The sequence below is a fragment of the Chlorobium sp. genome (assembly GCF_049593655.1).
Taxonomy (GTDB): domain Bacteria; phylum Bacteroidota; class Chlorobiia; order Chlorobiales; family Chlorobiaceae; genus Chlorobium.
The window spans coordinates 12,677-32,106 of record NZ_JBAWHG010000011.1 but is presented as its reverse complement, the minus strand read 5'-3'; the positions used below and the strand labels follow the sequence as shown (position 1 = coordinate 32,106).

Here is a 19,430-nt window from a genome sequence, read left to right as displayed (position 1 = left end):
GGTTTTGAGGCTTATCCTGCTTTTTTCTTCCATTGACCCTTTACCTGTACCCAGGTTCCAGCCGGGAGTCGGGTATAGATTTTTTCGAACATCATGCTGCCGACAACGTCGAGTGCCAGCTTGTTCTGGGCGGCTATTTTTGCATACTCCGCCCGTCGCTGGTTGTTGATGGTCGCTATGATTGCCTGGGCCTCGCCACCCGCTCCGGGAGGTACGGCCAGGAGGCCGTTATCAACTTCACCGGCAAGACCCTGGGCCCGGGCGGTTTCAAGATCGAGTGCAAAAGCCGGCGCAGAGAAACCGGCAAACAGCACCAGTGCAAGCAGGGCTTTCAGTGCCGCTGATTTTATCATGGTTCCTTTCATGTTTTTTCCCTCCTGTTTAGAATAACCCTTTTTTCGTATCGAGCAGCGAGTCGAGTTCACGATCGACCTTCACCCTGATTTCGTGATCGATCTTGATATTCATGTTGATGACGATAGGCTTGTCCGGCGCTTCCACCTTCACCGTAGGGCTGCAGCCTGCTGCGGCAAATGCGGTGGCAATGTAAACCGGGAGCAGCGTGGCTCTTCGTGCGGTTCGTTTGTTCATGGGTAATGGTTATGGTTTATGGATGAGCCCGGCTCAGAAATATTTCATGGTCACATTCACCTCCGCCTGTTTACGGTCCAGCGTAAACAGGGCTTCGCTGAAGCTCGGCGGTCCGGTTTTGATTTTCGGGTTGTTGGATACCCCGAACCCCTCTTTGGGGATGCCGATAAAGGTTTTATCCATTTTGCCGTTGCCGTTTTCATCGTGCAGGACGCTTACGGCGTAGGTGCCGTACGGGACGTTTTCGAAGGTCACTTCATGTGCCGTGCTGCTTATTGTCTTGATCCGTTTTGCAACGGCAAGGTCTGGTTTGTCGGGAAAACCCTTTTTCGAGGAGTAGAGCAGAACGCCGAGCATCCCTTCGGGTTTTTTCAGCTCCCGGATGTATACCGTGATGCATCCGGACTGGCCTGGCCGGCACTGGGAGGCCGCCGGGGTTTCTGCCTCTGACTGCTGTATGGGCGTTACAAGAAGGAGCGGCAGGATTATGCCTGCAATGATGTTTTTCATGATGGGGAAGATACTTTTCGCGTTTCTGTCATGGTGTCGTTAACTTCGGCTTTCCGTTCAACGGGGAACTTCGTAATATCGGTATTGAAACATCCTCTTACAAGTGCCGATCAGCGCCCTTTTTGTTTCGGGTTCCGCATTAACCGGTATTGCGGGTCTCTGCCGGAGATGGATGTCGTGATGCCGAACAGTCCGGCACGGTTGCGCAACATTTTTTCCGCTCGTTTTATGCATTGGGTATATCTTATCGTTGCCATCATATCCGAAGTCACCGCCACCTCGGCATTGAAGGCGGCGGACGGATTTACGAGACTCTGGCCTTCGCTGCTTGTTGTTGCGGGCTACAGTTCATCCTTTTATTTCCTCTCGCTGACGCTTCGTTCCTTTCCCCTGGGTGTGGTTTATGCCATCTGGTCGGGGGTCGGGGTTGCGCTGATTACGCTTGCGGGATGGGCGCTTTACCAGCAGCGGCTCGATGCCGGGGCGCTGGTCGGGATTGCCCTTATCGTTGCCGGCGTGATCGTGCTGAATCTTTTCTCGAAATCGGTGATGCTCTGAGGGGCTGACCGGTTTTTTTCGGGTTTTCGCTTGCCTGCCCGTCGGCAAACCGGTGTTCAGCGGAGTTCTGTTTTTTTTGCGTTCCATAAGAAACAGACCCTTCCAGGGCCGTGAGCCGGGAATTCGCCGGCTTCTGCTCCGGAAGGGTGCGAAAATACCGCACACAGCCTGTAGGCGGTCCGGGAGAGTTTCTCATAAACATAAACCCTTCCTGTTTCCGGGTCGGTGATATCGATGGTGCTGTTTCCCTTTTTTTCAAGCTGGTCGAGTGTTTCGGGGATCGAACCGTACCGGGAGTAGAAGTAGTCGATCGAGAGTGCAATTTCCCGGAGATTTTCAACCCGTCGTTCATCGAACCGTTTCTCTCTCTGCTGAAAAGGAGAGCCGGCCAGGAACAGACCGTAGATGACCGAGACGGTTACAAGCGCCGAGATGGTCAGGGCAAGTTTTTTTTCGCTCGGGAGTGCGTTCATGACTCCTGTTCCTCCCTTCGCAACCCGTTGATGTAGTGAAAAAACAGCGTTCCTGCAAGAATCCCGACCGTGAGTGATTTCAGGATGAACCTGGTTGTGAGCTCTCCTCCGAGAAAGTTGTAGAGGATGGCAATCAGATCGCCGATGATAACCCCTGCAGCAATAAAGAGGGTGATGTAGGTAAGCCATCGACGTATCGCGGAGGCTCTTCCTGCCGGGGAGCTCAGCAATTCCCGGTTTATCTTTCCCGAAAGATAGAGAAATACCGGGAAGGCGACGATCAGTGAGGAAATCGCGCTGCGGATTCTGTAGCTGTTCCAGTTTACTGCTGCATCCTCGATTGCGGGATCCGGAAAGGCATGTTCGATAAACGTAAAAACAAGGTTGCCGAAATTGAAGGCGCTGATGTAGAGTGTGGCAAAAAGCAGGAGATAAAAAAAAGCTTCACGGGCAGAAAGACTGGGTTTTGGTCTGGGAACCGGAAGAGGGAAATCCAGTTCGGCATAGTCTTCCAGAGCCCGTTCAATCCGGTCATTCTGCCAGCCGGCCTGCAGGAGGGCGTTCCTTATCGCTGTACGGGAAATCCCTGCGCCAAGCGCCTTGCCCACGAAAGCGGAAAGATCACTGTTCGCTCTGTCCATATCCTGATGCTGATTGGGTGACTGACAATCTTCTGTATGCCTTGATAAGGGCCTGGCCGGATAATTTGTTCCTCGGGAATTTTTCCGCCCCGGGGGAACTCTGATATCCTGAACTCATTATCCGGCTTCCGGATGCCGCGTTTCAGGGCCGTAAACGGCAACCCGGCCGTTTCGGCGCTTATTGCTTTTGGTCAAAAGGAATTAATCCTTTACAATAAGTGAAGCCAGCAGTGACCTCCTGTTCACTGTTTTTTCAGAAACGCTTGCAACAGGGACCGTAAACGTTTCTGTCCAACTATAATATCCATTCCGGCGGTTATGACAACAGAGCATTTCGATTTTCAGGGTGATGTGCTGGACCAGAGCCATGATATTCCCGTACTTGTTGATTTCTGGGCAGCGTGGTGCGCTCCCTGCCGCATGCTCGGTCCGGTGCTCGAGCGCCTGGCGGAAAAATATTCCGGTTCCTGGCGGCTTGTGAAAATCGACACCGAACAGTTTCCGGAACTTGCCGAACGTTTCGGAGTGAAAGGCATTCCCGATGTCAGGCTTTTCGTCAACGGCGAGATTGTCGATTCCTTTTCGGGGGCGCTGCCGGAACATCAGATCGAGCAGTGGCTTAAAAAGGTCATTCCCGGTCCATACGCCAGGGAGGTTGAACTTGCGGAGAAATTCTTCTTTCAGGGAAAATGCGGCATGGCGGCATCTCTGGCTGAGGGTGTGCTGCAGAAAGAGCCCCTGAACAGCAAAGCCCTCGCCCTGCTTCTCCGCCTGAGGCTTTTTTCCCATCCGGCTGAAGCCGTGAACCTCTGCCGGAGGCTTGAAGGCGAGGCGGAATATGTATCGCTCTGCGACGCGGCTCAGGTGATTGCGCGTCTGCTCATGCTGCAGAGAGATGCGCTTCCGGACGACCCTGTACGCGACCGGTATGCCGACGCGATCCTGAAACTTGCCGGGGAGGATTTTGACGCGGCTCTTGAGGGATTCATCGGCGTTATCAGGGAAAACCGTTATTATGATGACGACAGCTCGCGCAAGGCATGTATCGCCATTTTCAGATATCTCGGCGAAGAGCACGAGATAACCCGGAAGCACCGGAAGTCGTTTGACCGGGCGCTCTATTGAATTCGCACTGAAATTATGCCGGAAAAACCGAAAATAGTCATTGGCGTCGATCTTGACGGCGTGTGTGCCGATTTTTACAGGCGCATGCGCGAGATTGCGGCCGAGTGGTTCGAAAAATCGATCGATGAACTGCCGGTCGATGTTTCCTACGGTCTGGGCGAATGGGGCGTGCTCGACAGGAACCAGTATGAAAGTCTCCACCGTTTTGCCGTCACCCAGAGGGAGCTTTTCAGCAGCATGGAGATGGTTCCCGGAGCAAGGAAGTACCTCCGCAGGCTCTCCGACGACGGATACCGGATCCGCATCATCACCCACAGGCTGTTCATCCATTATTTTCATGCCTCCGCAGTACAGCAGACCGTCGAATGGCTCGACAGCCGCGGCATTCCCTACTGGGATCTCTGCTTCATGAAAGAGAAGGAGCAGGTAGGCGCCGATATCTATATCGAGGATACCCCGGCCAACGTCCTGCAGCTGCGGGAGAAAGGGCTGTGCACCATCTGTTTCGCCAACAGCACCAACCCCCACATCGAAGCCCCGAGAGCATCGTCGTGGGAGGAGGTTTATGCAATGGTCCGTGCTTATGCGCCGTTGAAGTGAGCGGGGCGGGTTGCCGTCAGCCGGTTACGTAAAAACAGGCGAATTTGAGATAGCCGGTTTCAGGCATCGAGAGCAGAACCGGATGATCGGGCGGCTGCGCGTTTTTATAGATCATTCTCAGCTGCTTTCCTGCCGAGAGCGCGGCCTGATGGACGGCCGCCAGAAAATCCTCTTCCGAGACATGGTGCGAACATGATGCGGTTGCAAGAAATCCCCCCGGCCTGACCAGCTGCAGTCCGAGTTTGTTGAGCCTCTTGTAGGCTTTCAGGGCCGTCGGGAGATTTTTCCGGCTTTTGGTGAAGCTTGGCGGGTCGAGCACAACAAGGTCGAAGCGCTCTTTCTCCTCCACCATTTTGCCCATCATGGAAAACGCGTCCGCGGCGACCAGACTGAAATTTTCGAACCCGTTGAGCAGCGCATTTCTTTCGGCGCGCTTCAGGGTCTCTTCCGACACATCGACCATAACGGCTGAACTCGCGCCGCCATAAAGGGCATTGAGGGCAAACCCTCCGTCATTGGTAAAGACGTCCAGCACCTCGGCTCCGGCGGAAAAGGATCTGATGATTCTGCGGTTTTCGCGCTGGTCGAGGAAAAATCCGGTTTTCTGCCCTTCCAGCAGATCGACTTCGTAGCTGATTCCTGCGTCATGAATGGTCTGCAGGGTCGCGGAACGTTCGCCCTTGACGATATCCTTGTAGAGCGGCAGTCCTTCGAGTTCCCGAAGTACCGACTCGTTGCGCAGCACGATCGCTTTCGGCTGAAGCAGTTCGTCGATGACCTCACAGATGAGGGGCAGGTGACGGTCCATTCCTGCAGAGAACGCCTGCAGGACGACAACCTGGTTGAAGCGGTCGACGACAAGCCCCGGAAGGCCGTCCGATTCGCCATGCACAAGACGCCATGCATTGGTGTCGTCCAATCTGTAGATCTTCTCGCGAAGCCTGAGCGCCTCGGTGAGTTTTCTTTTGAAGAAAGTCCTGTCCGGCAGTTCTCCGCTGCGGGAGAGCAGGCGGAACGAGATGAGGGAGTGCGGATTGTAGAACCCGGTTCCGACAAGCTGTTTGTCGTGGGTGAGAAGCTGGACGGTTTCGCCAGCGGCAATATCGCCGGGAACGTTCTGCAGTTCATTGCTGAACACCCAGAGGTGCCCTTTGAGCAATCGCCGTTGTTCTTTGGGTTTGAGATGGATGACTTGCATGGGTGAAAAACGGCTTATGGTTTTGAAGGCGTTCGGTGTTACATTTAAGTCAAAAATTTACGGTATTGCAACCTTTCGGCATGCAGTTTCTGCCATGCTTTTGCGGGAACCGGCCAAAACGGGAACAATGTGGGATAAAAGAGCTGATTCTCAAAACGGGAAATCACGATCCCGGGGCAGGTGTCACTTCTGCTGCGGGAACTGAAACATTGAACATTTAAAGATAGGTATTGCATCATGATGAAGCGAGTTGTTGCGGTTCTGCTTGCCCTGTGCGTCGTTTCGCTCCAGTACGGCTGCGCCGATCTGGATACCGTCACCAGGGACGAGCGCCCCGGCACCCCCTCGGAACTTACCCGTGAACTTGCCGATCTCTACCGGGAGGTGGCAGAGGCCTCTCCGGTCGTGCGTTCGCTTGACGGTTATGCCGACGTCACCATCAGAACACCGAAGAAAAAAGAGCGGGTCTACTGCAACATCCAGCTGATGCGGCATCGGGAATCGAGAATGATCGTCTCCGCCGGTCTGCTCGGATGGCCGGTCGCCGACCTGTACTTCGGTAAGGACTCGCTCTACGTGCACGATATGATGGGCAACAGGCTTCTTGCCGGGCGCAACAGCGAGGAAAACCTCGAGAAGATTCTCGGTGTGCCTTCAGGCTACCGTCTTCTCTCGGAATCGCTGCTTGGCCTGGTAAACCTCGAAGAGCGGGTTGAAAGCGTCAGCAGCGTGAAAAAAGGTCCGGGCAGGGTGATGTACGTTTTCGACAATCCCAGGGTACGCAAGGAAGTTGTCATCGATCCTGAAAACCGGACACTGACGGCCCTCTTCGTAAGGAACACACCAGGTGAGCTTACCACGGCGATCTATTTCAGGGATTTTCAGCCGTACCTGCTCGACAACCGCACGACGCTCATTCCACGGCAGATCGAGATGGTGCTTTCCGCCGGCAACGGGGCGGGGGATGCCTACCGGCTGCTTATCGATTACGACAAGCGGACATTCAATCCCGAGAAGCTGTCGATACGGTTTGTCCGGCCTAAAAAAGCCAGGGTGATCAGTCTCGACGAAATGGGCTCTCTCCCCTGGATGTAAGCCGGTATTCAGTAGGCAGTATTCAGTAGGCGGTGTGTGTATGTTGTCCGGTTGCCGGAACAGGGAAACAATCTGAAGCCGTCCCGGGAAGCGTAACGGAGCATAACGGTAAAAGGCCCGCGGTTCCGGGCCTTTTGCCATTACGGGTTGGTCGTTGCGGGTTATTTGGCGGCCTGATAGTTGGCTTCCGCAAAATCCCAGTTCAGCAGGTGCTGGATGGTCGCCGCCACATAATCGGGCCGACGGTTCTGATAATCGAGGTAGTAGGCGTGTTCCCATACATCCACGCAGAGGAGCGGTGTCTGTCCGGAGGCAAGGGGAGTCTGTGCATTGGCGGTTTTTACGACCTTGAGGGTTCCGCCGTCAAGTACCAGCCAGGCCCAGCCGCTGCCGAACTGCGTCGCCGCGGCGGCTTTCAGCTCCTCGACAAACTTTTCGAAACTGCCGAAATCACCGTCGATCCTTGCGGCAAGATCCCCGGACGGCTTCCCGCCGCCGTTCGCACAGAGGCAGTTCCAGTAGAAGGAGTGGTTCCATGCCTGGGCGCCGTTATTGAAGACGCCGATCTTCGCGGCATCGCCGGCCGTTGCCAGAATAACTTCCTCGATGCTCATGGCGTCGAACGGAGTGCCGGCTACAAGGTTGTTGTAGTTGGTGACGTAGGCCGCATGATGCTTGCCGTAATGGAATCCGATGGTGTTGGCTGAAATATGCGGTTCGAGGGCGTTATCCGCGTAAGGAAGGGGTGGTTGCTGGTAAGCCATGGGTAGATGTTGTTTTTAAGGTTTCGGGCGAGCCGGAGCATCTCTTGCAGAATTATTGCGCAAACGAACTGCAGCGCTGTCCCGACTTGCACGTTGATCGGGCATCACACTGTTCAGAGACGCCCTAAAGTAGATAAAGGAATCGATAAAAATGCTTAAACTGCATATCGACTGTTATAGTTTCTTCCGGGCCGGAAAAAGTCCGAAAAGCCATATTCCGCGACTGCCGATGGATATTCAACGAAGGAACCGGGGCATCAGGTTCCGCCTGCTTCATGCTTTTATGCCGCTGCTGCTGTCGCTGGCCACGCTTGCCGGCTGCAGTTCCGCTCGTGACGTCAGGCTCGATGGCGTCGATCGCCGGTTCGCGGCGTTTTACAGCGACTATCTCATCGCTTCCGGCGTTATCTCCCGGAGTGAGGATGTGGCGCTCGTTCCGCCCTCCGCGCCCGATCTCGATCTGATGCTCAGCCGCCACTCCCTCACCGAGCGCGAATTTCAGCGTCGCATGAAACTCTACCGTGAGCAGCCGGAGCGCTGGAAAAAGGTGGTGGCGCTCGTCAGGACGGATATACGGAAGAAATAGTCATGAAAAGAGAGTTGAAAAGGCCTTTTCTGGTTGGCGTGACCGGTGGAATCGGAAGCGGCAAGTCAACGGTCTGCCATTTTCTTGCGGAAATGGGATGCGCCCTGTTCGAGGCCGACAGGGTGGCCAAAGAGCTGCAGTGCTCCGATCCCCAAATTATTGCCGGCATCCGGAAGCTCTTCGGCAATGATGTGTATTCTTCCGCTTCCGGCGCTTCGCTGCAGCTCGACCGCCGCCGTGTTGCCTCCGAAGTGTTTTCGAATCCCGAAAAACTCCAGGCGCTCAATCACCTCGTTCACCCTGCAGTCCATGAAGCCTTTCGTGCCGCCGTCGAGGCTGCCCGGCAGCAGGGCCGGGAGGTTCTGGTAAAGGAGGCGGCAATTCTTTTCGAGACGGGCAGAACCGCCGATCTCGACCTGATAGTGGTTGTGGTTGCCGACACGCAGCTCAGGCTGCGCAGGGCTGTGGAGAAGGGCCTCGGAAGCCGTGAAGAGGTGCTCGGCCGGATGGCATCCCAGTGGCCACAGGAAAAGCTTCTGGAAAAAGCCGGATATGTCATCCATAACGAAAGCTCGGAAGATGATCTGCGGCGCCAGACCGAAATCCTCTACGAATTCATTCTCCAGGAGGCCGCTTCAGGCCGAGATTGCTCCGGAAAGTCTGGGCAGTGAAACCTCGTAACGGTATGACGTATCGCCGTGCGAATCAGGGAACTCCTCATAGCTGTGGGCAATGCCGCATCGTTTCGCTTTTGCCGAAAATATCCGGTGGCCGAACTGCAGGTTGTACTCGTCGTAACTTCCGCAGTCGAGGTGGAGCAGGCTGAGTTCCTGCAGGCTCCTGCGGCAGTCGTCGCATTCGAGCATCCGGATCGGGTCGAACGCCAGCCACTCCTGCCAGACATCCTCGATGATTTCGCAGGTATGGGGGTCGAACGGCAGACGCATGTTTTCCGGAGCGGGTTTGTCTCCTCCCGGCGAATAGGCGGCGGCCATGGCGATGATGTCGAGCAGTGCAAATTCGTTTCCCGGTTTTTTCAGCGCCGATTCGTAGGCTTCGAGGAAGGCCGATATGCTTCCTCCATGTCGTTCCAGAATACGGGCGGCGAGAGGGAAGTTGGGTCTGTAGCAGAGCTCGAAGTGCATGTCGCCGCTGTGGCAGGCCACGGCGGAAAAACAGCGGGGATGCTTCATGGCAAGGCGGAGCGCCCCGAACCCCCCGGATGATTTGCCTGCTATGGCGCGGTGTTCCCTCCGGGGCAGCGTTGCGAAGGTACTGTCGATAAACGGGACAAGCTCCCCGACGAGATAGCTCTCATAGCGGCCGGTAGCCGCTGAATCCACATACTGGGAACCGCCGAACCGGGTCATGCAGTCGGGCATGACGATCATGCACTCCGGCATTCGGCCTTCGGCGATGAGCCTTTCGGCCATTTCCGGAACGGTGGGCGTTCCGAAACGGTAGTTCATGAAACTTGCGCCCGTCGAAGCGAACCCCGAGAGCAGATAGATGACCGGAAATCGCCGGGAGCCGTCGTAGGAGGGGGGGAGATAGACCGGAACGGACCTTTCCTCCGGGTCGCCGAGCGGGTTTCCGGCAAGCGTCCTGCCGGGCACCACTGCCGTCGTGATCCTCGGCCGTCTGGCTGATCCCGCGCTCATGCGTACTTCTTTTCGTTGTTTTTGCGGTTCACGTAGCTCGATATCCAGATGCTGATCTCATAGAGCAGAATCATGGGAAGGCCGATGACGAGCTGGGTCACCAGATCGGTCGATGGGGTTACGACAGCCGCCACGATCATGAGCGTAACGATGGCGTGTTTGCGATAGAACCGCATGAACGCCGGAGTCAGCAGACCGATTTTCGAGAGGATGTAGGAGATGAAGGGAAGCTCGAATACGAGGCCGGTGGTCAGAAGGGTTCCCATCACAAAGCTGATGTAGTCCTGGACGGCGATATTGTTCTTGATCAGCGAGCTTCCGAAGCCGGCAAAAAACGTCAGGGAGATCGGCAGAAAGACAAAATACCCGAATGCGATCCCGGCAAAAAAACAGATCGAGATGAAGAGGATGATGAAGCGCGATGCGCTCCTCTCCTTTTCGTGCAGGCCGGGTTCGACGAATTTCCATATCTGGTAGGCTATAATGGGAAACGAGAGTACGAATCCGGAGAAAAACACCACCTGCAGATAGAGGGAAACCTGTCCGTAGGGGACAAGGTTCTGCAGGGTAATCGACTCGCTGCTGCGCTTGAGCGGGCCGATAAGCACCTCATTGACCAGCGTGTCGGCGAAGATGCCGGCAAGCGAGGTGATCACCAGAAACGCGATGCCCGCCTTGATGAGGCGTGAGCGGATCTCCTCCAGATGGTCGATGAAATTCATCCCGGCCTCGGCTTCCGGAGGTTCGCCCTGTTCCGCGGACTCGTCAGGCATGTTTTCCTCCTCCGCGGGGAATCCGGCATCCGTATCGCTATAGGGGTCCTGATCCGTTTCCGGCTCCGGCTCGTCGCTTTCGGACCGGGTTGCCGCCTCAGGAACTTCCATGGATTCGTTTCCTTGGGGCAGCGGGTCCTGTTCCGGAGATTTTGTCGATTCGATTTCCTGGTTCATGATTCCCTGCGCATGACGATAAGGGTTGAGGCCCCTCTGTCCGCCCGGGGCTCGATATAACCACAAAACATAGCAACAAAGGAGCACGTAGCCAAGAGAAAGTTCTTTTTTCCGTTTCAGCCCGAAGAGAGGCCGCCAAAGGGTTTCCACCCTCCTTTCCGGCGAGCCGGAGGGCGGCCTGAAGGGAAGTTTTTCACGGCCGCAAGATTGGTTATTTCAAATGGTACGGTTATACTGCTCTTGAACGGAAGGTATTGTTTCCGGAACAACGGAATAATCCATACCTTTGCCGTCGCGGCAGAGTATCTGGTCCCATCAAGCATTTATTATTTGTGTACTGAGTGAATATCCAGAATGTAACAGCATCGGTTGCCGGTGAAATCGATATTTTCAAGCAGAAATACAGAACCGTTCTGCATTCGAGCAACACGCTTGTCGACAAGGTAACCCGTTACGTCCTGCGGCAGCAGGGCAAGCAGATCCGTCCTGCGCTTGTGCTGCTTTCGGCAAAAATGTGCGGAGGAATCACCGAAGCCACCTACCGGGCGGCCATCATGGTGGAGTTGCTCCATTCGGCAACCCTCATTCACGATGACGTTGTCGACGGCGCCGAGATGCGGCGGGGTCTTGCCTCGATCAACGCGATCTGGAAAAACAAGATTTCCGTGCTGATCGGCGATTATCTGCTCTCCAAAGGGCTCCTCTATTCCCTCGAACACAAGGACTACAGCTCGCTGCATACGGTTTCGGACGCCGTACGCAGGATGAGCGAAGGCGAGATTCTGCAGATCCAGAAAACCCGCAGTCTCGACATTTCCGAAGAGGACTATCTCAGCGTCATTTCCGACAAGACGGCATCGCTTATAGCCTCGTCCTGCGCCATGGGGGCGACGAGTGCGACTGAAGACGAATCCGCGATAGCCGCCATGAAGCATTATGGCGAATATCTCGGTCTTGCCTTTCAGATACGCGACGATCTCCTGGACTATACCGGCGACTCGAAAAAAACCGGCAAGCAGATGGGCATCGATATCAAGGACAAGAAAATAACGCTTCCGCTCATCTACGCCCTTCGCCACTCGCCGCCGGGTGAACAGAAAATGATCCGTTCGATTCTGAAAAGCTCCAGAAAAAGGGCGGTCAAAAGCGATGAGGTGATTGCTTTTGTCACCAGGAAAGGCGGTCTGGAATATGCGGCCGAGGTTGCCGAGGGATTTGCCGCGAAAGCCGTCGAGTCGATCGCGCCCTTTCCGGAGAGCGATGCCAGGCGGTCGCTGCTCAATCTTGTCGATTTTGTCATGAAGCGGCAGCATTAAGGAGCCGTTTTTTTCCGTATAATCAGTCAGGACACGAAACCAACCCTATACCATTCTACTGTGCGATGAAGAAAGCCGGATTGATTGTTCTTGCAGTGCTCGCTTTTCTTGTTGTTTTTGACAGGATCCTCATGCCGCTCTACATTGGGCAGGGACAGCACAGAACCGTTCCCGACGTGACCCGGATGGATTACGAAGATGCCGAGAGCGCGCTCAGGAGAGCAGGCCTCGATGCCAGGAAAAGTTATCACGTGAAATATCTCAGCAGGATAGATTCCAACGTCGTTCTCTCGCAGACCCCCGCGGCGGGCTCCCAGGTAAAACCTGGCAGAACGGTTTATCTGGTGGTGAACCGGAAGGAGAAGCCCAGCTTCCAGATGCCCGATCTTTACGGCCGTCCGGAGTTCGATGTCCGTCAGACTCTCGCCCGTCTCGATCTCCTGCTCGACGGTGTCCAGCTCAGTACCGTCGCAAGTCCTGAGGAGGACGGACGGGTCATCAGCCAGTCCATTCCCGCCCGGACCGTGGTGAAGGCCGGAACTTCGGTATCGGTCATCGTAGGCAAGCTCGAGGTTGCGCCTGAAGGGCTGCGCAAGATTGCGGTCCCTGACGTTCTCGGCATGTCGCTCTCCGAAGCGCAGCAGATCATGCAGAGCAACGGCCTGATTGCCGGCAGGGTGAGTTACGAATATTCAGCGATTCTGGTCCCCAACACAGTCATCAGCCAGAAACCGGGGGCCAACGCATTCGTCTCTCCCGGCATGCCGGTTGACCTCACCGTCGTTACGGCAGCGGAGTGACGGACCGGTCTGCGTCCGCTACCGGTAGTTGGCTTTTTTGTACTCCTCCCGAAGATCCTTGATGCCGGTTGTCCTGTCGTTGCCGTCGCTGATGATGCCGAAATATTCGAGTATGATGCGGAAGACCAGCCACATGCCCGCTATGAAAATCCGGACCGAACCGGCCAGGTTGACGAAGAAGTCTTTCATGGTTTTTTCAGATACAGAAACAGGCCATTCCCCCGAATGGCCTGTATTGCGTTAAAGCGTATGGAGAGAGGTTTCAGTCGGTCAGCAGATCTTCCGCTTCAAGCCAGTCCTGAAGATCAGAGCCCTCCGGACATCCTTTCTGTTCCCATTTGAAGTAAGCCGCAAGACGAACCTCCTCTTCCCTTGATATGACGGCCACGACAGGGGATGAGCTGGCTGTTTCGGGCGCTTTTTTCTTTTTTGCCGGTGCTTTTTTTGCCGGAGTTTCCGTTTTTACCGTTTTAGCTGGTTTTGCTGCCTTTTCCTCGCTATTTTTTGCTGCTTTGGCGGTGCTTTTCCGAGCTGCAGGCTTGACCGGAGTTTCTTTTTCAACTGCTTTTTTTGCCATGATGGTATTGTCGTCTTATGACCAGTTGTTAGCGTAAAATAAAAGAAATGCGTAAAAGGTGTAACTTTTCCCCAAGATACGAAATAATTTTCTGTGAGGACGCCACGCGTCTGATCTTTTTCACCCCCATCATGATAACCTCTCCGGTATTGGAATGCCTTTTATGAAACCCTCGAAAGATAACGGCAGGAGCCGGCGCCTGAAACTTCTGCTCTATATGCTGCTGCGCAAAACCCGCTTTTTCAAGGGCAGCCCCCAGCAGTTTTTACGCATGACCCTCGACTCCTTTCAGGCCCAGCTCAACCTCAATCAGGATATTCCTTTTCTCTTTGTTGCGGTGTTCGTAGGGCTCGTTACCGGTTACGTCGCCGTCGTTTTTCACGAATCGATCCTGTTCATCAGCTCGTTCCTGTTTTCAGGCCGCGCCCTTACGAGTGCCCCGGATACCACCAGTCTGAACGATATGGTGCTTCTGCCGCTGCTTCCGGCCCTGGGCGGGCTTTTCGTGGGTCTTTACAATGCTTTTGTCGTCAGGGAAAGACCGCAGCACGGACTGGCATCGGTGATCAAGGCTGTTGCGCAGAAAAACGGCATAATCGGCCGCCATCACTGGATACACAAGACCGTCACATCGGTTATCAGCATCGGCACCGGCGGCGGCGGGGGAAGGGAGGCCCCGATCGCCCAGGTGGGAGCGGCCCTTGGCTCCTCGCTTGCCCAGAAGCTGAAGTTCACCGCCGGCAGGACCCGATCGCTGCTCGGCTGCGGCGCTGCCGCCGGAATCGCCTCGGTGTTCAACGCTCCTCTCGGAGGGGTGATGTTCGCTGTCGAGGTCATTCTCGGCGATTTCAGCGTCCATACCTTCAGCCCGATCGTCGTCGCCGCCGTGGTCGGCACCGTGCTTTCCAGAAGTTATCTCGGAGCTTCCCCCACCTTTCAGGTGAGCGAGTACAGCCTGATTTCGAACTCCGAGCTCGCGCTCTATTTCCTGCTCGGCGTGCTTGCCGGACTCTCCGCGGTGCTTTTCATCAGGATTTTCTATACGATTGAAGAGTGGTTCCACCGTATCGAAAAACAGTTCAGGATTCCGGTCTGGGCAATGCCAGCACTGGGCGGACTGCTTTGCGGCCTCGTCTGCATGTGGCTGCCCGCACTCTACGGCTTCAGTTACGAGGTTATCGAGAGGGCTCTCAATGGCTCCGTTTCCTGGCCTACCATGGCAGCCGTCTACTTTCTGAAGCCGGTCGTGGCCGCATTTACCGTCGGTTCCGGGGGTTCAGGGGGCATGTTCGCCCCGGCCATGAAAATGGGCGCCATGCTCGGCGGCATGTTCGGAGAGGTGGTCAACGCGCTCTTTCCCGGAATGACGGCTGCCTCGGGCGCTTACGCGCTTGTCGGCATGGGTGCGCTGACCGCCGGCATCATGCGTGCTCCGCTCACCGTCATTCTCATTCTGTTCGAAATTACCGGTCAATACGAAATTGTGCTGCCCATCATGTTTGCCGCGGTGACCTCGTCGATCGTGGCTCGTCTGACCTACCGGCACACCATGGAGACCTATGTGCTTGAAAAGGAGGGCGTCAAGGTCGGTTTCGGCATCGCGCTCTCGATCGCCGGAAGCATCGGCATCCGCGACGTGATGCGGAAAAACTTCATCCGTTTTACCGACGTCACCAGGGTCGAGAGGATTCTCGACGTTTTCCACAATACGCCGGAATCCAATTTTTTCGTCATCACCGAAGAGGGGCGTTTTGTCGGCATGATCCGGCTCGAGGAGATGAGCATCCTGCTCGGCGACGGTCAGTTTACCGGATTGATCGCCGATGATGTCGTCAAGAAGGATGTGCCGGTGCTCTACGATACCTCCCGGCTCGATGAGGCGCTCAAGCTTTTCGAACTCTCGGACTATACGGTTCTGGCCGTCGTCGAGCCCGAAAGCGGTCGGCTTGTGGGCATCGTCAAGCAGGATGAGGCGTTCTCCTATTACCGCAAGCAGATGAACATCTACGGAGCAGACCGTACGGAATCCTCTTCCGGCTAAGGTTCAGGGCTTCCGTGCGTTGAGCACGATAACGATCAGGATGGTCAGCGCCTGGATGATCATGAAAATATCCTTCGGCACATAGGCTCCGACGGCGAGGCCTCCATATTCGAGGAGGCCGAAAAACAGGGCCGCCGGCACGATCCAGAGCGGGTTTGCGCCCGCAAGAAGCGCTACGGCTATGCCGCTGAATCCGAATCCCCCTGTCAGTCCCGCTTCGTAGTAGTGCTTGTAGCCTGAAACGAGGTTGAGCGCTCCGAGTCCGGCAATGGCGCCTGCCAGACCCATGACGGCCGTCACATGCCGGCCGCTTTGGATTCCCGCATATTTCGCGGCCTCAGGCTGCAGCCCGACCGCCTGCAGCTCGTAGCCCGCCCTCGAACGGAAAAGGTAGAGTGCTGCACAGAGTGCGGTTCCGAGAGCGATGAGCAGGGAGATGTTTGCCGGTGAACCGGCAAACAGGCCGAACAGGTCGTCGATCTGCGGCAGCATGAATGCACCGCCTGTTTCGGCTGTGTGCCCGGTCGAAGGTTCGGCAAACCGCCAGCTCATCAGATAGCCGGTCGCTGCCTGGGCGATAAAGTTCAGCATGATGGTCGATATCACCTCGTTTACCCCGAAGCGTACTTTCAGGAGTCCGGCCGAAGCGCCCCACAACCCTCCGGCCGCCATGGCGGCAAAAGCCGAAAACAGCACGGCAACGACCGGAGGAAGCGATTCCGGCAGGAGTGCGCCGGTTATCGCTGCAGCCAGTGCGGCAAGCTGCAGCTGCCCTTCGCCGCCGACGTTGAACAGACGCGCCCTGAACGGCAGCGCCACGGCAAGCCCGGTGAAGATCAGCGTCGTTGTCTTGAAGAGCACCTGGCCGGCGCCATAACCCGAAGCGAAGGTCGCCCTGAAGAGCTTTTCGCAGATCATCAGCGGATCTCGTCCGCTCAGGGCGATAATGGCCATGCTGCACAGTGCGGCGGCTGCAACGGCAAGGAGCGGGATGAACAAACGGAAAATTCTTGCTGTCATTATCGGCTGCATGGTTTCAGGTGATGGAGAGCCCGAGCTCCTCTTCAAACGGGCGACCCCGTTTCCGGCCTTCCCGTACCTCCTCCGGGCTGAAGATGCGCCGGATGGATCCCTGGTAGAGAGCGCCTATACGGGTCGAGAGCGCGATGAGCTCATCGAGTTCCGAAGAGACCAGGAGAATGGCCGCCCCCTGATCCCTTGCGCCGATGATGCTCCGGTGAATCTGCTCGATTGCGCCGATATCGACCCCCCTCGTCGGCTGGGAGAGGATGAGGAGTTTCAGCCCCGGACGGTCGAGTTCCCGCGCCACGACGACCTTCTGCTGGTTGCCCCCCGAGAGCGCGCCGAGGGGAGTGTTTTCGTGATCGGTGCACCGGACATCGTAGGTTCCGCCAAGATTCCGGGAGTATTCGGCTACCTCCCGGCGGTCGAATCCGAACCCTTGGTGAAACCGCTTTTCCCGGTGCCTGCCGAATATCATGTTGCCGGCGACGCTGAATCCCGGAACGACGGCGTGTTTCAGGCGGTCTTCCGGAACGAGAGAGACGCCGAGCCGGGCTATCTCTCCCGGGCTTCTGCCGGTAATGTCGGCGCCCTCGAAGAGCATTTTTCCCGATAGCTGCCCGCTCCGATCGTGGATGCCCCACAGGAGCGAAAGCAGTTCGCTCTGGCCGTTGCCCTCCACGCCGGCGAGGCCGAAAATCTCTCCCGAACGGATGCAGAAGCTCACCTTCTCCAGTTTTACGAGGCCGGCGGCTGTCCGGAAACCGAGGTTTTCAACTGAAAGCACGGTCTCTCCCGGAGTTGAGGGAGGATTTTCAATCCTGAGCAGCACACTGCGCCCCACCATCATCCGGGCGAGTTCCTCCTTGGATGTCTCTTTGCAGGAGAGGGTTCCCGTAACCGAACCCCGGCTCATCACCGTGACCGTGTCGGCCAGGGCAAGCACCTCGTCGAGTTTGTGGGTGATGATCAGGATGGTTTTGCCTTCTCCGGCCAGCGAACGCAGCATCGCGAACAGCCGGGATGTTTCCTGCGGGGTAAGCACGGCTGTGGGCTCGTCGAGAATGAGGATCCGGGCGTTCCGGTAGAGCACCTTGAGAATTTCCACCCGCTGCTCCTCGCCTACCGAAAGGGTCGAGACCGGGGCCAGGGGATCAACGGCCAGCCCGTATTTCAGGGAGAGCTGCCGGATGCTTTCGGCACTCCCTTCCGGATCGAGGGGAAAGAAGAGCCTCTTTTTTTCAAGACCCAGCGTGACGTTTTCCGCAACGGTAAGCGTCGGCACGAGCATGAAGTGCTGATGCACCATACCGATTCCGGCCGCAATGGCTTCCGCCGGAGAGGCGAAGGAGACGGGAGTCCCGTTTATCTCCATTGTTCCGCCGTCAGGCCGGTGCATGCCGTAGATGAGTCTTGCAAGCGTACTCTTTCCGGCGCCGTTCTCGCCCACCACGGCATGAATGGAGCCGCTCCGGATCGAGAACGATACGCTGCGGCAGGCTTCGACGGTGCCGAATTTTTTGGAGAGAGCCGTCAGTCGGATTGCGTTTTCCATGTGGTCCGTCTATACCCAGCTGAGCACCGTCTTGATCGCCTCCTTGCTGTCGAGGGCTATACGGTAGGCGAGCTCGCACTGGCTGACCGGAAAGACGTTGGTGAAAAACTTCTCCGTATCGATCGCGTCGCTTTCGAGCAGCGCGGAGGCCGAGCGGATATGGCTGAAGTCCGTAATGCTTGATGAGACGATTGCGGGTTCCTTGTGCTGGATCAGCCGGTAGTCGTAGGCCATCACTTCGTAGTTGCCCATGAGCAGCACCCTTGCCTGCGGTTTCATGAGGCGTATCGCCTTCTCGATCATGAGAATGCGCCCCGTGGTTTCGATAACCAGATCGTACCGGTCGTTGAATTCGGAGGTGAAGTCGCCGATGTCCAGCGCAATATGCTCGGCGCGGGAGAGCTGTCCCCTGATGCCGAAGGTTTCGACGGCGTCCACATGGCGGTACCCTTCATGGTGGAGGTACTCGGAAATCATCAGTCCCACCGAACCGAGGCCGAGAACGAGCACCCGCATCGAGGGGTCACGGGGCAGTTTTCCGATCGCGCTGATCACATAGGCGAGCAGGCCGGTAAGGAGATCGCGGTGAATGGGGGGGCGTCCAAGCGGCAGAACGTTTTCCGAAGCGGTGGGGATAAGCTCGGCATGGCATCCGTAGTATGATTCCGCGCCGGTCCACCGGTCGCCCTTGAAAACGTAGACGAAATCGCCTGGCCGCACGCCCACGGCTTCCGGGCCGGCTTCGATGATCTGGCCTATCGATTCGCTTCCCGGAATGAGCGGATAACCGAGTACCCGGTGCGATACCGGCTTGTTGGTCAGGAGCAGCCGGTCGAGGCCGGGCGTGATGGTGCTGGCGATGGTTTTTACCAGCACGTCGCCCGGCTGACCGGCGTCGTAGGGTGCGTTCTGAAGTTTCAGTTTGCTGGCTTTCGGCAGCACGATGGCTTTTGCTTCGCCCTTCATGGATGTTTCCGGAGGTTACTTCAGGTAATATTGCCGTTCAGAGCGTCAACAGGGAGCTCAGCGTCCAGGAGATGATGCTGATAACCAGCGATCCGGCAACGGCCCACCAGAAACCGTCAACGGAAAACCCGTCGACAAGCACTGCGGAAAGCTGGAGCATAAGGGCATTGATGACCAGGAGAAAGAGGCCCAGCGTGACGATGATGAACGGAATGGAAAGAAAGATCATGACCGGTTTCAGCACGGCGTTGATGAAGCCGAGCACCAGGGCAACCACGACGGCGGCGCCGAAATTTCTGACGTGAATGCCTCCGAGCAGGTGCGCCGTCGAATAGACTGCAAGCGCGTTGATGAGCCAGAGTAGCGCGATCCTTATCATGGTGTTCTCCGTTTAAGGTTT

Annotated in this window: 25 protein-coding genes; 10 read left to right on the top strand and 15 right to left on the bottom strand. The window is 56.4% G+C overall.

Annotated elements, in window-relative coordinates:
* Positions 1 to 11 precede the first annotated feature (11 nt).
* From WBP50_RS01335 to WBP50_RS01325, 3 genes are read right to left on the bottom strand one after another with little or no spacing between them, the layout of a single operon-like run.
* The gene (locus WBP50_RS01335) at positions 12 to 353 is read right to left on the bottom strand and encodes a YdbL family protein (protein ID WP_423931262.1); all 342 of its coding nucleotides are present in this window, start codon (positions 351 to 353) and stop codon (positions 12 to 14) included.
* 28 nt (positions 354 to 381) lie between these two features.
* Positions 382 to 591 (bottom strand): YnbE family lipoprotein, encoded by a 210-nt coding sequence (locus tag WBP50_RS01330; protein ID WP_423931261.1) that lies wholly within the window; start codon positions 589 to 591, stop codon positions 382 to 384.
* A 33-nt stretch (positions 592 to 624) separates the two neighbouring features.
* On the bottom strand, positions 625 to 1,101 hold the full coding sequence (locus WBP50_RS01325; RefSeq protein WP_423931260.1) for a DUF2141 domain-containing protein: 477 nt from the start codon (positions 1,099 to 1,101) through the stop codon (positions 625 to 627).
* Between the two features lie 228 nt (positions 1,102 to 1,329).
* Here WBP50_RS01325 and WBP50_RS01320 point away from each other — a divergent pair, with 228 nt between their 5' ends.
* Positions 1,330 to 1,659 carry a DMT family transporter gene (locus WBP50_RS01320; RefSeq protein WP_423931259.1) on the top strand — a complete coding sequence of 110 codons (330 nt, stop codon included), beginning with the start codon at positions 1,330 to 1,332 and terminating at the stop codon, positions 1,657 to 1,659.
* Between the two features lie 56 nt (positions 1,660 to 1,715).
* Here WBP50_RS01320 and WBP50_RS01315 read toward each other — a convergent pair whose 3' ends face one another.
* Together WBP50_RS01315 and WBP50_RS01310 are read right to left on the bottom strand one after the other, a co-directional pair.
* On the bottom strand, positions 1,716 to 2,132 hold the full coding sequence (locus tag WBP50_RS01315) for a hypothetical protein (RefSeq protein WP_423931258.1): 417 nt from the start codon (positions 2,130 to 2,132) through the stop codon (positions 1,716 to 1,718).
* Positions 2,129 to 2,773, bottom strand: a complete 645-nt coding sequence (locus WBP50_RS01310; protein WP_423931257.1) for a DUF5671 domain-containing protein — start codon at positions 2,771 to 2,773, stop codon at positions 2,129 to 2,131. The genes WBP50_RS01315 and WBP50_RS01310 overlap by 4 nt, the downstream gene beginning before the upstream one ends.
* Before the next feature lie 318 nt (positions 2,774 to 3,091).
* Here WBP50_RS01310 and WBP50_RS01305 point away from each other — a divergent pair, with 318 nt between their 5' ends.
* Positions 3,092 to 3,898: a tetratricopeptide repeat protein gene (locus WBP50_RS01305; RefSeq protein WP_423931256.1), complete on the top strand. Its 807-nt coding sequence runs from the start codon at positions 3,092 to 3,094 to the stop codon at positions 3,896 to 3,898.
* A gap of 15 nt (positions 3,899 to 3,913) precedes the next feature.
* A complete protein-coding gene (locus tag WBP50_RS01300; RefSeq protein ID WP_423931255.1) occupies positions 3,914 to 4,498 on the top strand; it encodes a 5' nucleotidase, NT5C type in 585 nt (194 codons plus the stop codon).
* A gap of 16 nt (positions 4,499 to 4,514) precedes the next feature.
* Here the strand turns inward: WBP50_RS01300 and WBP50_RS01295 are convergent, their stop codons facing one another.
* Positions 4,515 to 5,696: a class I SAM-dependent rRNA methyltransferase gene (locus WBP50_RS01295; RefSeq protein ID WP_423931254.1), complete on the bottom strand. Its 1,182-nt coding sequence runs from the start codon at positions 5,694 to 5,696 to the stop codon at positions 4,515 to 4,517.
* A gap of 237 nt (positions 5,697 to 5,933) precedes the next feature.
* Between WBP50_RS01295 and WBP50_RS01290 the strand changes: the two genes are divergently transcribed.
* Entirely contained in the window at positions 5,934 to 6,791 is an 858-nt protein-coding gene (locus WBP50_RS01290) for a DUF4292 domain-containing protein (protein WP_423931253.1), read from the top strand.
* A 161-nt stretch (positions 6,792 to 6,952) separates the two neighbouring features.
* On the opposite strand, the gene WBP50_RS01285 is transcribed toward WBP50_RS01290, so the two are convergent.
* Complete coding sequence (locus tag WBP50_RS01285) at positions 6,953 to 7,555, bottom strand: superoxide dismutase (protein WP_423931252.1); 603 nt, start codon at positions 7,553 to 7,555, stop codon at positions 6,953 to 6,955.
* A 229-nt stretch (positions 7,556 to 7,784) separates the two neighbouring features.
* Here WBP50_RS01285 and WBP50_RS01280 point away from each other — a divergent pair, with 229 nt between their 5' ends.
* The gene (locus tag WBP50_RS01280; RefSeq protein WP_423931251.1) at positions 7,785 to 8,141 is read left to right on the top strand and encodes a hypothetical protein; all 357 of its coding nucleotides are present in this window, start codon (positions 7,785 to 7,787) and stop codon (positions 8,139 to 8,141) included.
* A 2-nt stretch (positions 8,142 to 8,143) separates the two neighbouring features.
* A complete protein-coding gene (gene coaE, locus WBP50_RS01275; RefSeq protein ID WP_423931250.1) occupies positions 8,144 to 8,812 on the top strand; it encodes a dephospho-CoA kinase in 669 nt (222 codons plus the stop codon).
* On the opposite strand, the gene WBP50_RS01270 is transcribed toward coaE, so the two are convergent.
* Positions 8,777 to 9,802: an alpha/beta hydrolase gene (locus WBP50_RS01270; RefSeq protein WP_423931249.1), complete on the bottom strand. Its 1,026-nt coding sequence runs from the start codon at positions 9,800 to 9,802 to the stop codon at positions 8,777 to 8,779. The genes coaE and WBP50_RS01270 overlap by 36 nt on opposite strands.
* Entirely contained in the window at positions 9,799 to 10,752 is a 954-nt protein-coding gene (gene tatC / locus WBP50_RS01265; protein ID WP_423931248.1) for a twin-arginine translocase subunit TatC, read from the bottom strand. The genes WBP50_RS01270 and tatC overlap by 4 nt, the downstream gene beginning before the upstream one ends.
* A 341-nt stretch (positions 10,753 to 11,093) precedes the next feature.
* On the opposite strand from tatC, the gene WBP50_RS01260 reads away from it, so the two are divergent.
* Both WBP50_RS01260 and WBP50_RS01255 read left to right on the top strand, forming a co-directional pair.
* A complete protein-coding gene (locus WBP50_RS01260; protein WP_423931247.1) occupies positions 11,094 to 12,068 on the top strand; it encodes a polyprenyl synthetase family protein in 975 nt (324 codons plus the stop codon).
* 65 nt (positions 12,069 to 12,133) lie between these two features.
* Complete coding sequence (locus WBP50_RS01255) at positions 12,134 to 12,868, top strand: PASTA domain-containing protein (RefSeq protein ID WP_423931246.1); 735 nt, start codon at positions 12,134 to 12,136, stop codon at positions 12,866 to 12,868.
* Between the two features lie 18 nt (positions 12,869 to 12,886).
* On the opposite strand, the gene WBP50_RS01250 is transcribed toward WBP50_RS01255, so the two are convergent.
* Together WBP50_RS01250 and WBP50_RS01245 are read right to left on the bottom strand one after the other, a co-directional pair.
* Positions 12,887 to 13,057, bottom strand: a complete 171-nt coding sequence (locus tag WBP50_RS01250) for a hypothetical protein (RefSeq protein WP_423931245.1) — start codon at positions 13,055 to 13,057, stop codon at positions 12,887 to 12,889.
* Positions 13,058 to 13,130: 73 nt separating this feature from the next.
* Complete coding sequence (locus WBP50_RS01245) at positions 13,131 to 13,256, bottom strand: DUF2934 domain-containing protein (RefSeq protein WP_423931244.1); 126 nt, start codon at positions 13,254 to 13,256, stop codon at positions 13,131 to 13,133.
* Between WBP50_RS01245 and WBP50_RS01240 the strand changes: the two genes are divergently transcribed.
* Both WBP50_RS01240 and WBP50_RS01235 read left to right on the top strand, forming a co-directional pair.
* The gene (locus WBP50_RS01240; RefSeq protein ID WP_423931243.1) at positions 13,246 to 13,482 is read left to right on the top strand and encodes a hypothetical protein; all 237 of its coding nucleotides are present in this window, start codon (positions 13,246 to 13,248) and stop codon (positions 13,480 to 13,482) included. The genes WBP50_RS01245 and WBP50_RS01240 overlap by 11 nt on opposite strands.
* Positions 13,483 to 13,608: 126 nt before the next feature.
* Positions 13,609 to 15,486 (top strand): chloride channel protein, encoded by a 1,878-nt coding sequence (locus WBP50_RS01235; protein ID WP_423931276.1) that lies wholly within the window; start codon positions 13,609 to 13,611, stop codon positions 15,484 to 15,486.
* A gap of 3 nt (positions 15,487 to 15,489) precedes the next feature.
* Here WBP50_RS01235 and WBP50_RS01230 read toward each other — a convergent pair whose 3' ends face one another.
* From WBP50_RS01230 to WBP50_RS01215, 4 genes are read right to left on the bottom strand one after another with little or no spacing between them, the layout of a single operon-like run.
* Positions 15,490 to 16,506, bottom strand: coding sequence for an ABC transporter permease (locus tag WBP50_RS01230; protein WP_423931242.1), 1,017 nt, complete (start codon positions 16,504 to 16,506; stop codon positions 15,490 to 15,492).
* A gap of 16 nt (positions 16,507 to 16,522) precedes the next feature.
* A complete protein-coding gene (locus tag WBP50_RS01225) occupies positions 16,523 to 18,064 on the bottom strand; it encodes an ABC transporter ATP-binding protein (RefSeq protein WP_423931241.1) in 1,542 nt (513 codons plus the stop codon).
* Positions 18,065 to 18,073: 9 nt separating this feature from the next.
* A complete protein-coding gene (locus tag WBP50_RS01220) occupies positions 18,074 to 19,030 on the bottom strand; it encodes a zinc-dependent alcohol dehydrogenase (RefSeq protein ID WP_423931240.1) in 957 nt (318 codons plus the stop codon).
* A 37-nt stretch (positions 19,031 to 19,067) separates the two neighbouring features.
* Positions 19,068 to 19,409 (bottom strand): phage holin family protein, encoded by a 342-nt coding sequence (locus WBP50_RS01215; RefSeq protein WP_423931239.1) that lies wholly within the window; start codon positions 19,407 to 19,409, stop codon positions 19,068 to 19,070.
* Positions 19,410 to 19,430 lie beyond the last annotated feature (21 nt).

What these genes read in the sequence shown, in the direction of transcription:
- WBP50_RS01215 (WP_423931239.1), bottom strand. Translation starts at nt 19,409, where the DNA reads ATGATAAGGATCGCGCTACTCTGGCTCATCAACGCGCTTGCAGTCTAT.
- WBP50_RS01255 (WP_423931246.1), top strand. Translation starts at nt 12,134, where the DNA reads ATGAAGAAAGCCGGATTGATTGTTCTTGCAGTGCTCGCTTTTCTTGTT.
- WBP50_RS01235 (WP_423931276.1), top strand. Translation starts at nt 13,609, where the DNA reads ATGAAACCCTCGAAAGATAACGGCAGGAGCCGGCGCCTGAAACTTCTG.
- WBP50_RS01295 (WP_423931254.1), bottom strand. Translation starts at nt 5,696, where the DNA reads ATGCAAGTCATCCATCTCAAACCCAAAGAACAACGGCGATTGCTCAAA.
- WBP50_RS01335 (WP_423931262.1), bottom strand. Translation starts at nt 353, where the DNA reads ATGATAAAATCAGCGGCACTGAAAGCCCTGCTTGCACTGGTGCTGTTT.
- WBP50_RS01270 (WP_423931249.1), bottom strand. Translation starts at nt 9,802, where the DNA reads ATGAGCGCGGGATCAGCCAGACGGCCGAGGATCACGACGGCAGTGGTG.
- tatC (WP_423931248.1), bottom strand. Translation starts at nt 10,752, where the DNA reads ATGAACCAGGAAATCGAATCGACAAAATCTCCGGAACAGGACCCGCTG.
- WBP50_RS01325 (WP_423931260.1), bottom strand. Translation starts at nt 1,101, where the DNA reads ATGAAAAACATCATTGCAGGCATAATCCTGCCGCTCCTTCTTGTAACG.
- WBP50_RS01315 (WP_423931258.1), bottom strand. Translation starts at nt 2,132, where the DNA reads ATGAACGCACTCCCGAGCGAAAAAAAACTTGCCCTGACCATCTCGGCG.
- WBP50_RS01290 (WP_423931253.1), top strand. Translation starts at nt 5,934, where the DNA reads ATGATGAAGCGAGTTGTTGCGGTTCTGCTTGCCCTGTGCGTCGTTTCG.
- WBP50_RS01305 (WP_423931256.1), top strand. Translation starts at nt 3,092, where the DNA reads ATGACAACAGAGCATTTCGATTTTCAGGGTGATGTGCTGGACCAGAGC.
- WBP50_RS01310 (WP_423931257.1), bottom strand. Translation starts at nt 2,773, where the DNA reads ATGGACAGAGCGAACAGTGATCTTTCCGCTTTCGTGGGCAAGGCGCTT.
- WBP50_RS01285 (WP_423931252.1), bottom strand. Translation starts at nt 7,555, where the DNA reads ATGGCTTACCAGCAACCACCCCTTCCTTACGCGGATAACGCCCTCGAA.
- WBP50_RS01240 (WP_423931243.1), top strand. Translation starts at nt 13,246, where the DNA reads ATGACGGCCACGACAGGGGATGAGCTGGCTGTTTCGGGCGCTTTTTTC.
- WBP50_RS01250 (WP_423931245.1), bottom strand. Translation starts at nt 13,057, where the DNA reads ATGAAAGACTTCTTCGTCAACCTGGCCGGTTCGGTCCGGATTTTCATA.
- WBP50_RS01280 (WP_423931251.1), top strand. Translation starts at nt 7,785, where the DNA reads ATGGATATTCAACGAAGGAACCGGGGCATCAGGTTCCGCCTGCTTCAT.
- WBP50_RS01330 (WP_423931261.1), bottom strand. Translation starts at nt 591, where the DNA reads ATGAACAAACGAACCGCACGAAGAGCCACGCTGCTCCCGGTTTACATT.
- WBP50_RS01230 (WP_423931242.1), bottom strand. Translation starts at nt 16,506, where the DNA reads ATGACAGCAAGAATTTTCCGTTTGTTCATCCCGCTCCTTGCCGTTGCA.
- WBP50_RS01320 (WP_423931259.1), top strand. Translation starts at nt 1,330, where the DNA reads ATGCATTGGGTATATCTTATCGTTGCCATCATATCCGAAGTCACCGCC.
- coaE (WP_423931250.1), top strand. Translation starts at nt 8,144, where the DNA reads ATGAAAAGAGAGTTGAAAAGGCCTTTTCTGGTTGGCGTGACCGGTGGA.
- WBP50_RS01225 (WP_423931241.1), bottom strand. Translation starts at nt 18,064, where the DNA reads ATGGAAAACGCAATCCGACTGACGGCTCTCTCCAAAAAATTCGGCACC.
- WBP50_RS01300 (WP_423931255.1), top strand. Translation starts at nt 3,914, where the DNA reads ATGCCGGAAAAACCGAAAATAGTCATTGGCGTCGATCTTGACGGCGTG.
- WBP50_RS01220 (WP_423931240.1), bottom strand. Translation starts at nt 19,030, where the DNA reads ATGAAGGGCGAAGCAAAAGCCATCGTGCTGCCGAAAGCCAGCAAACTG.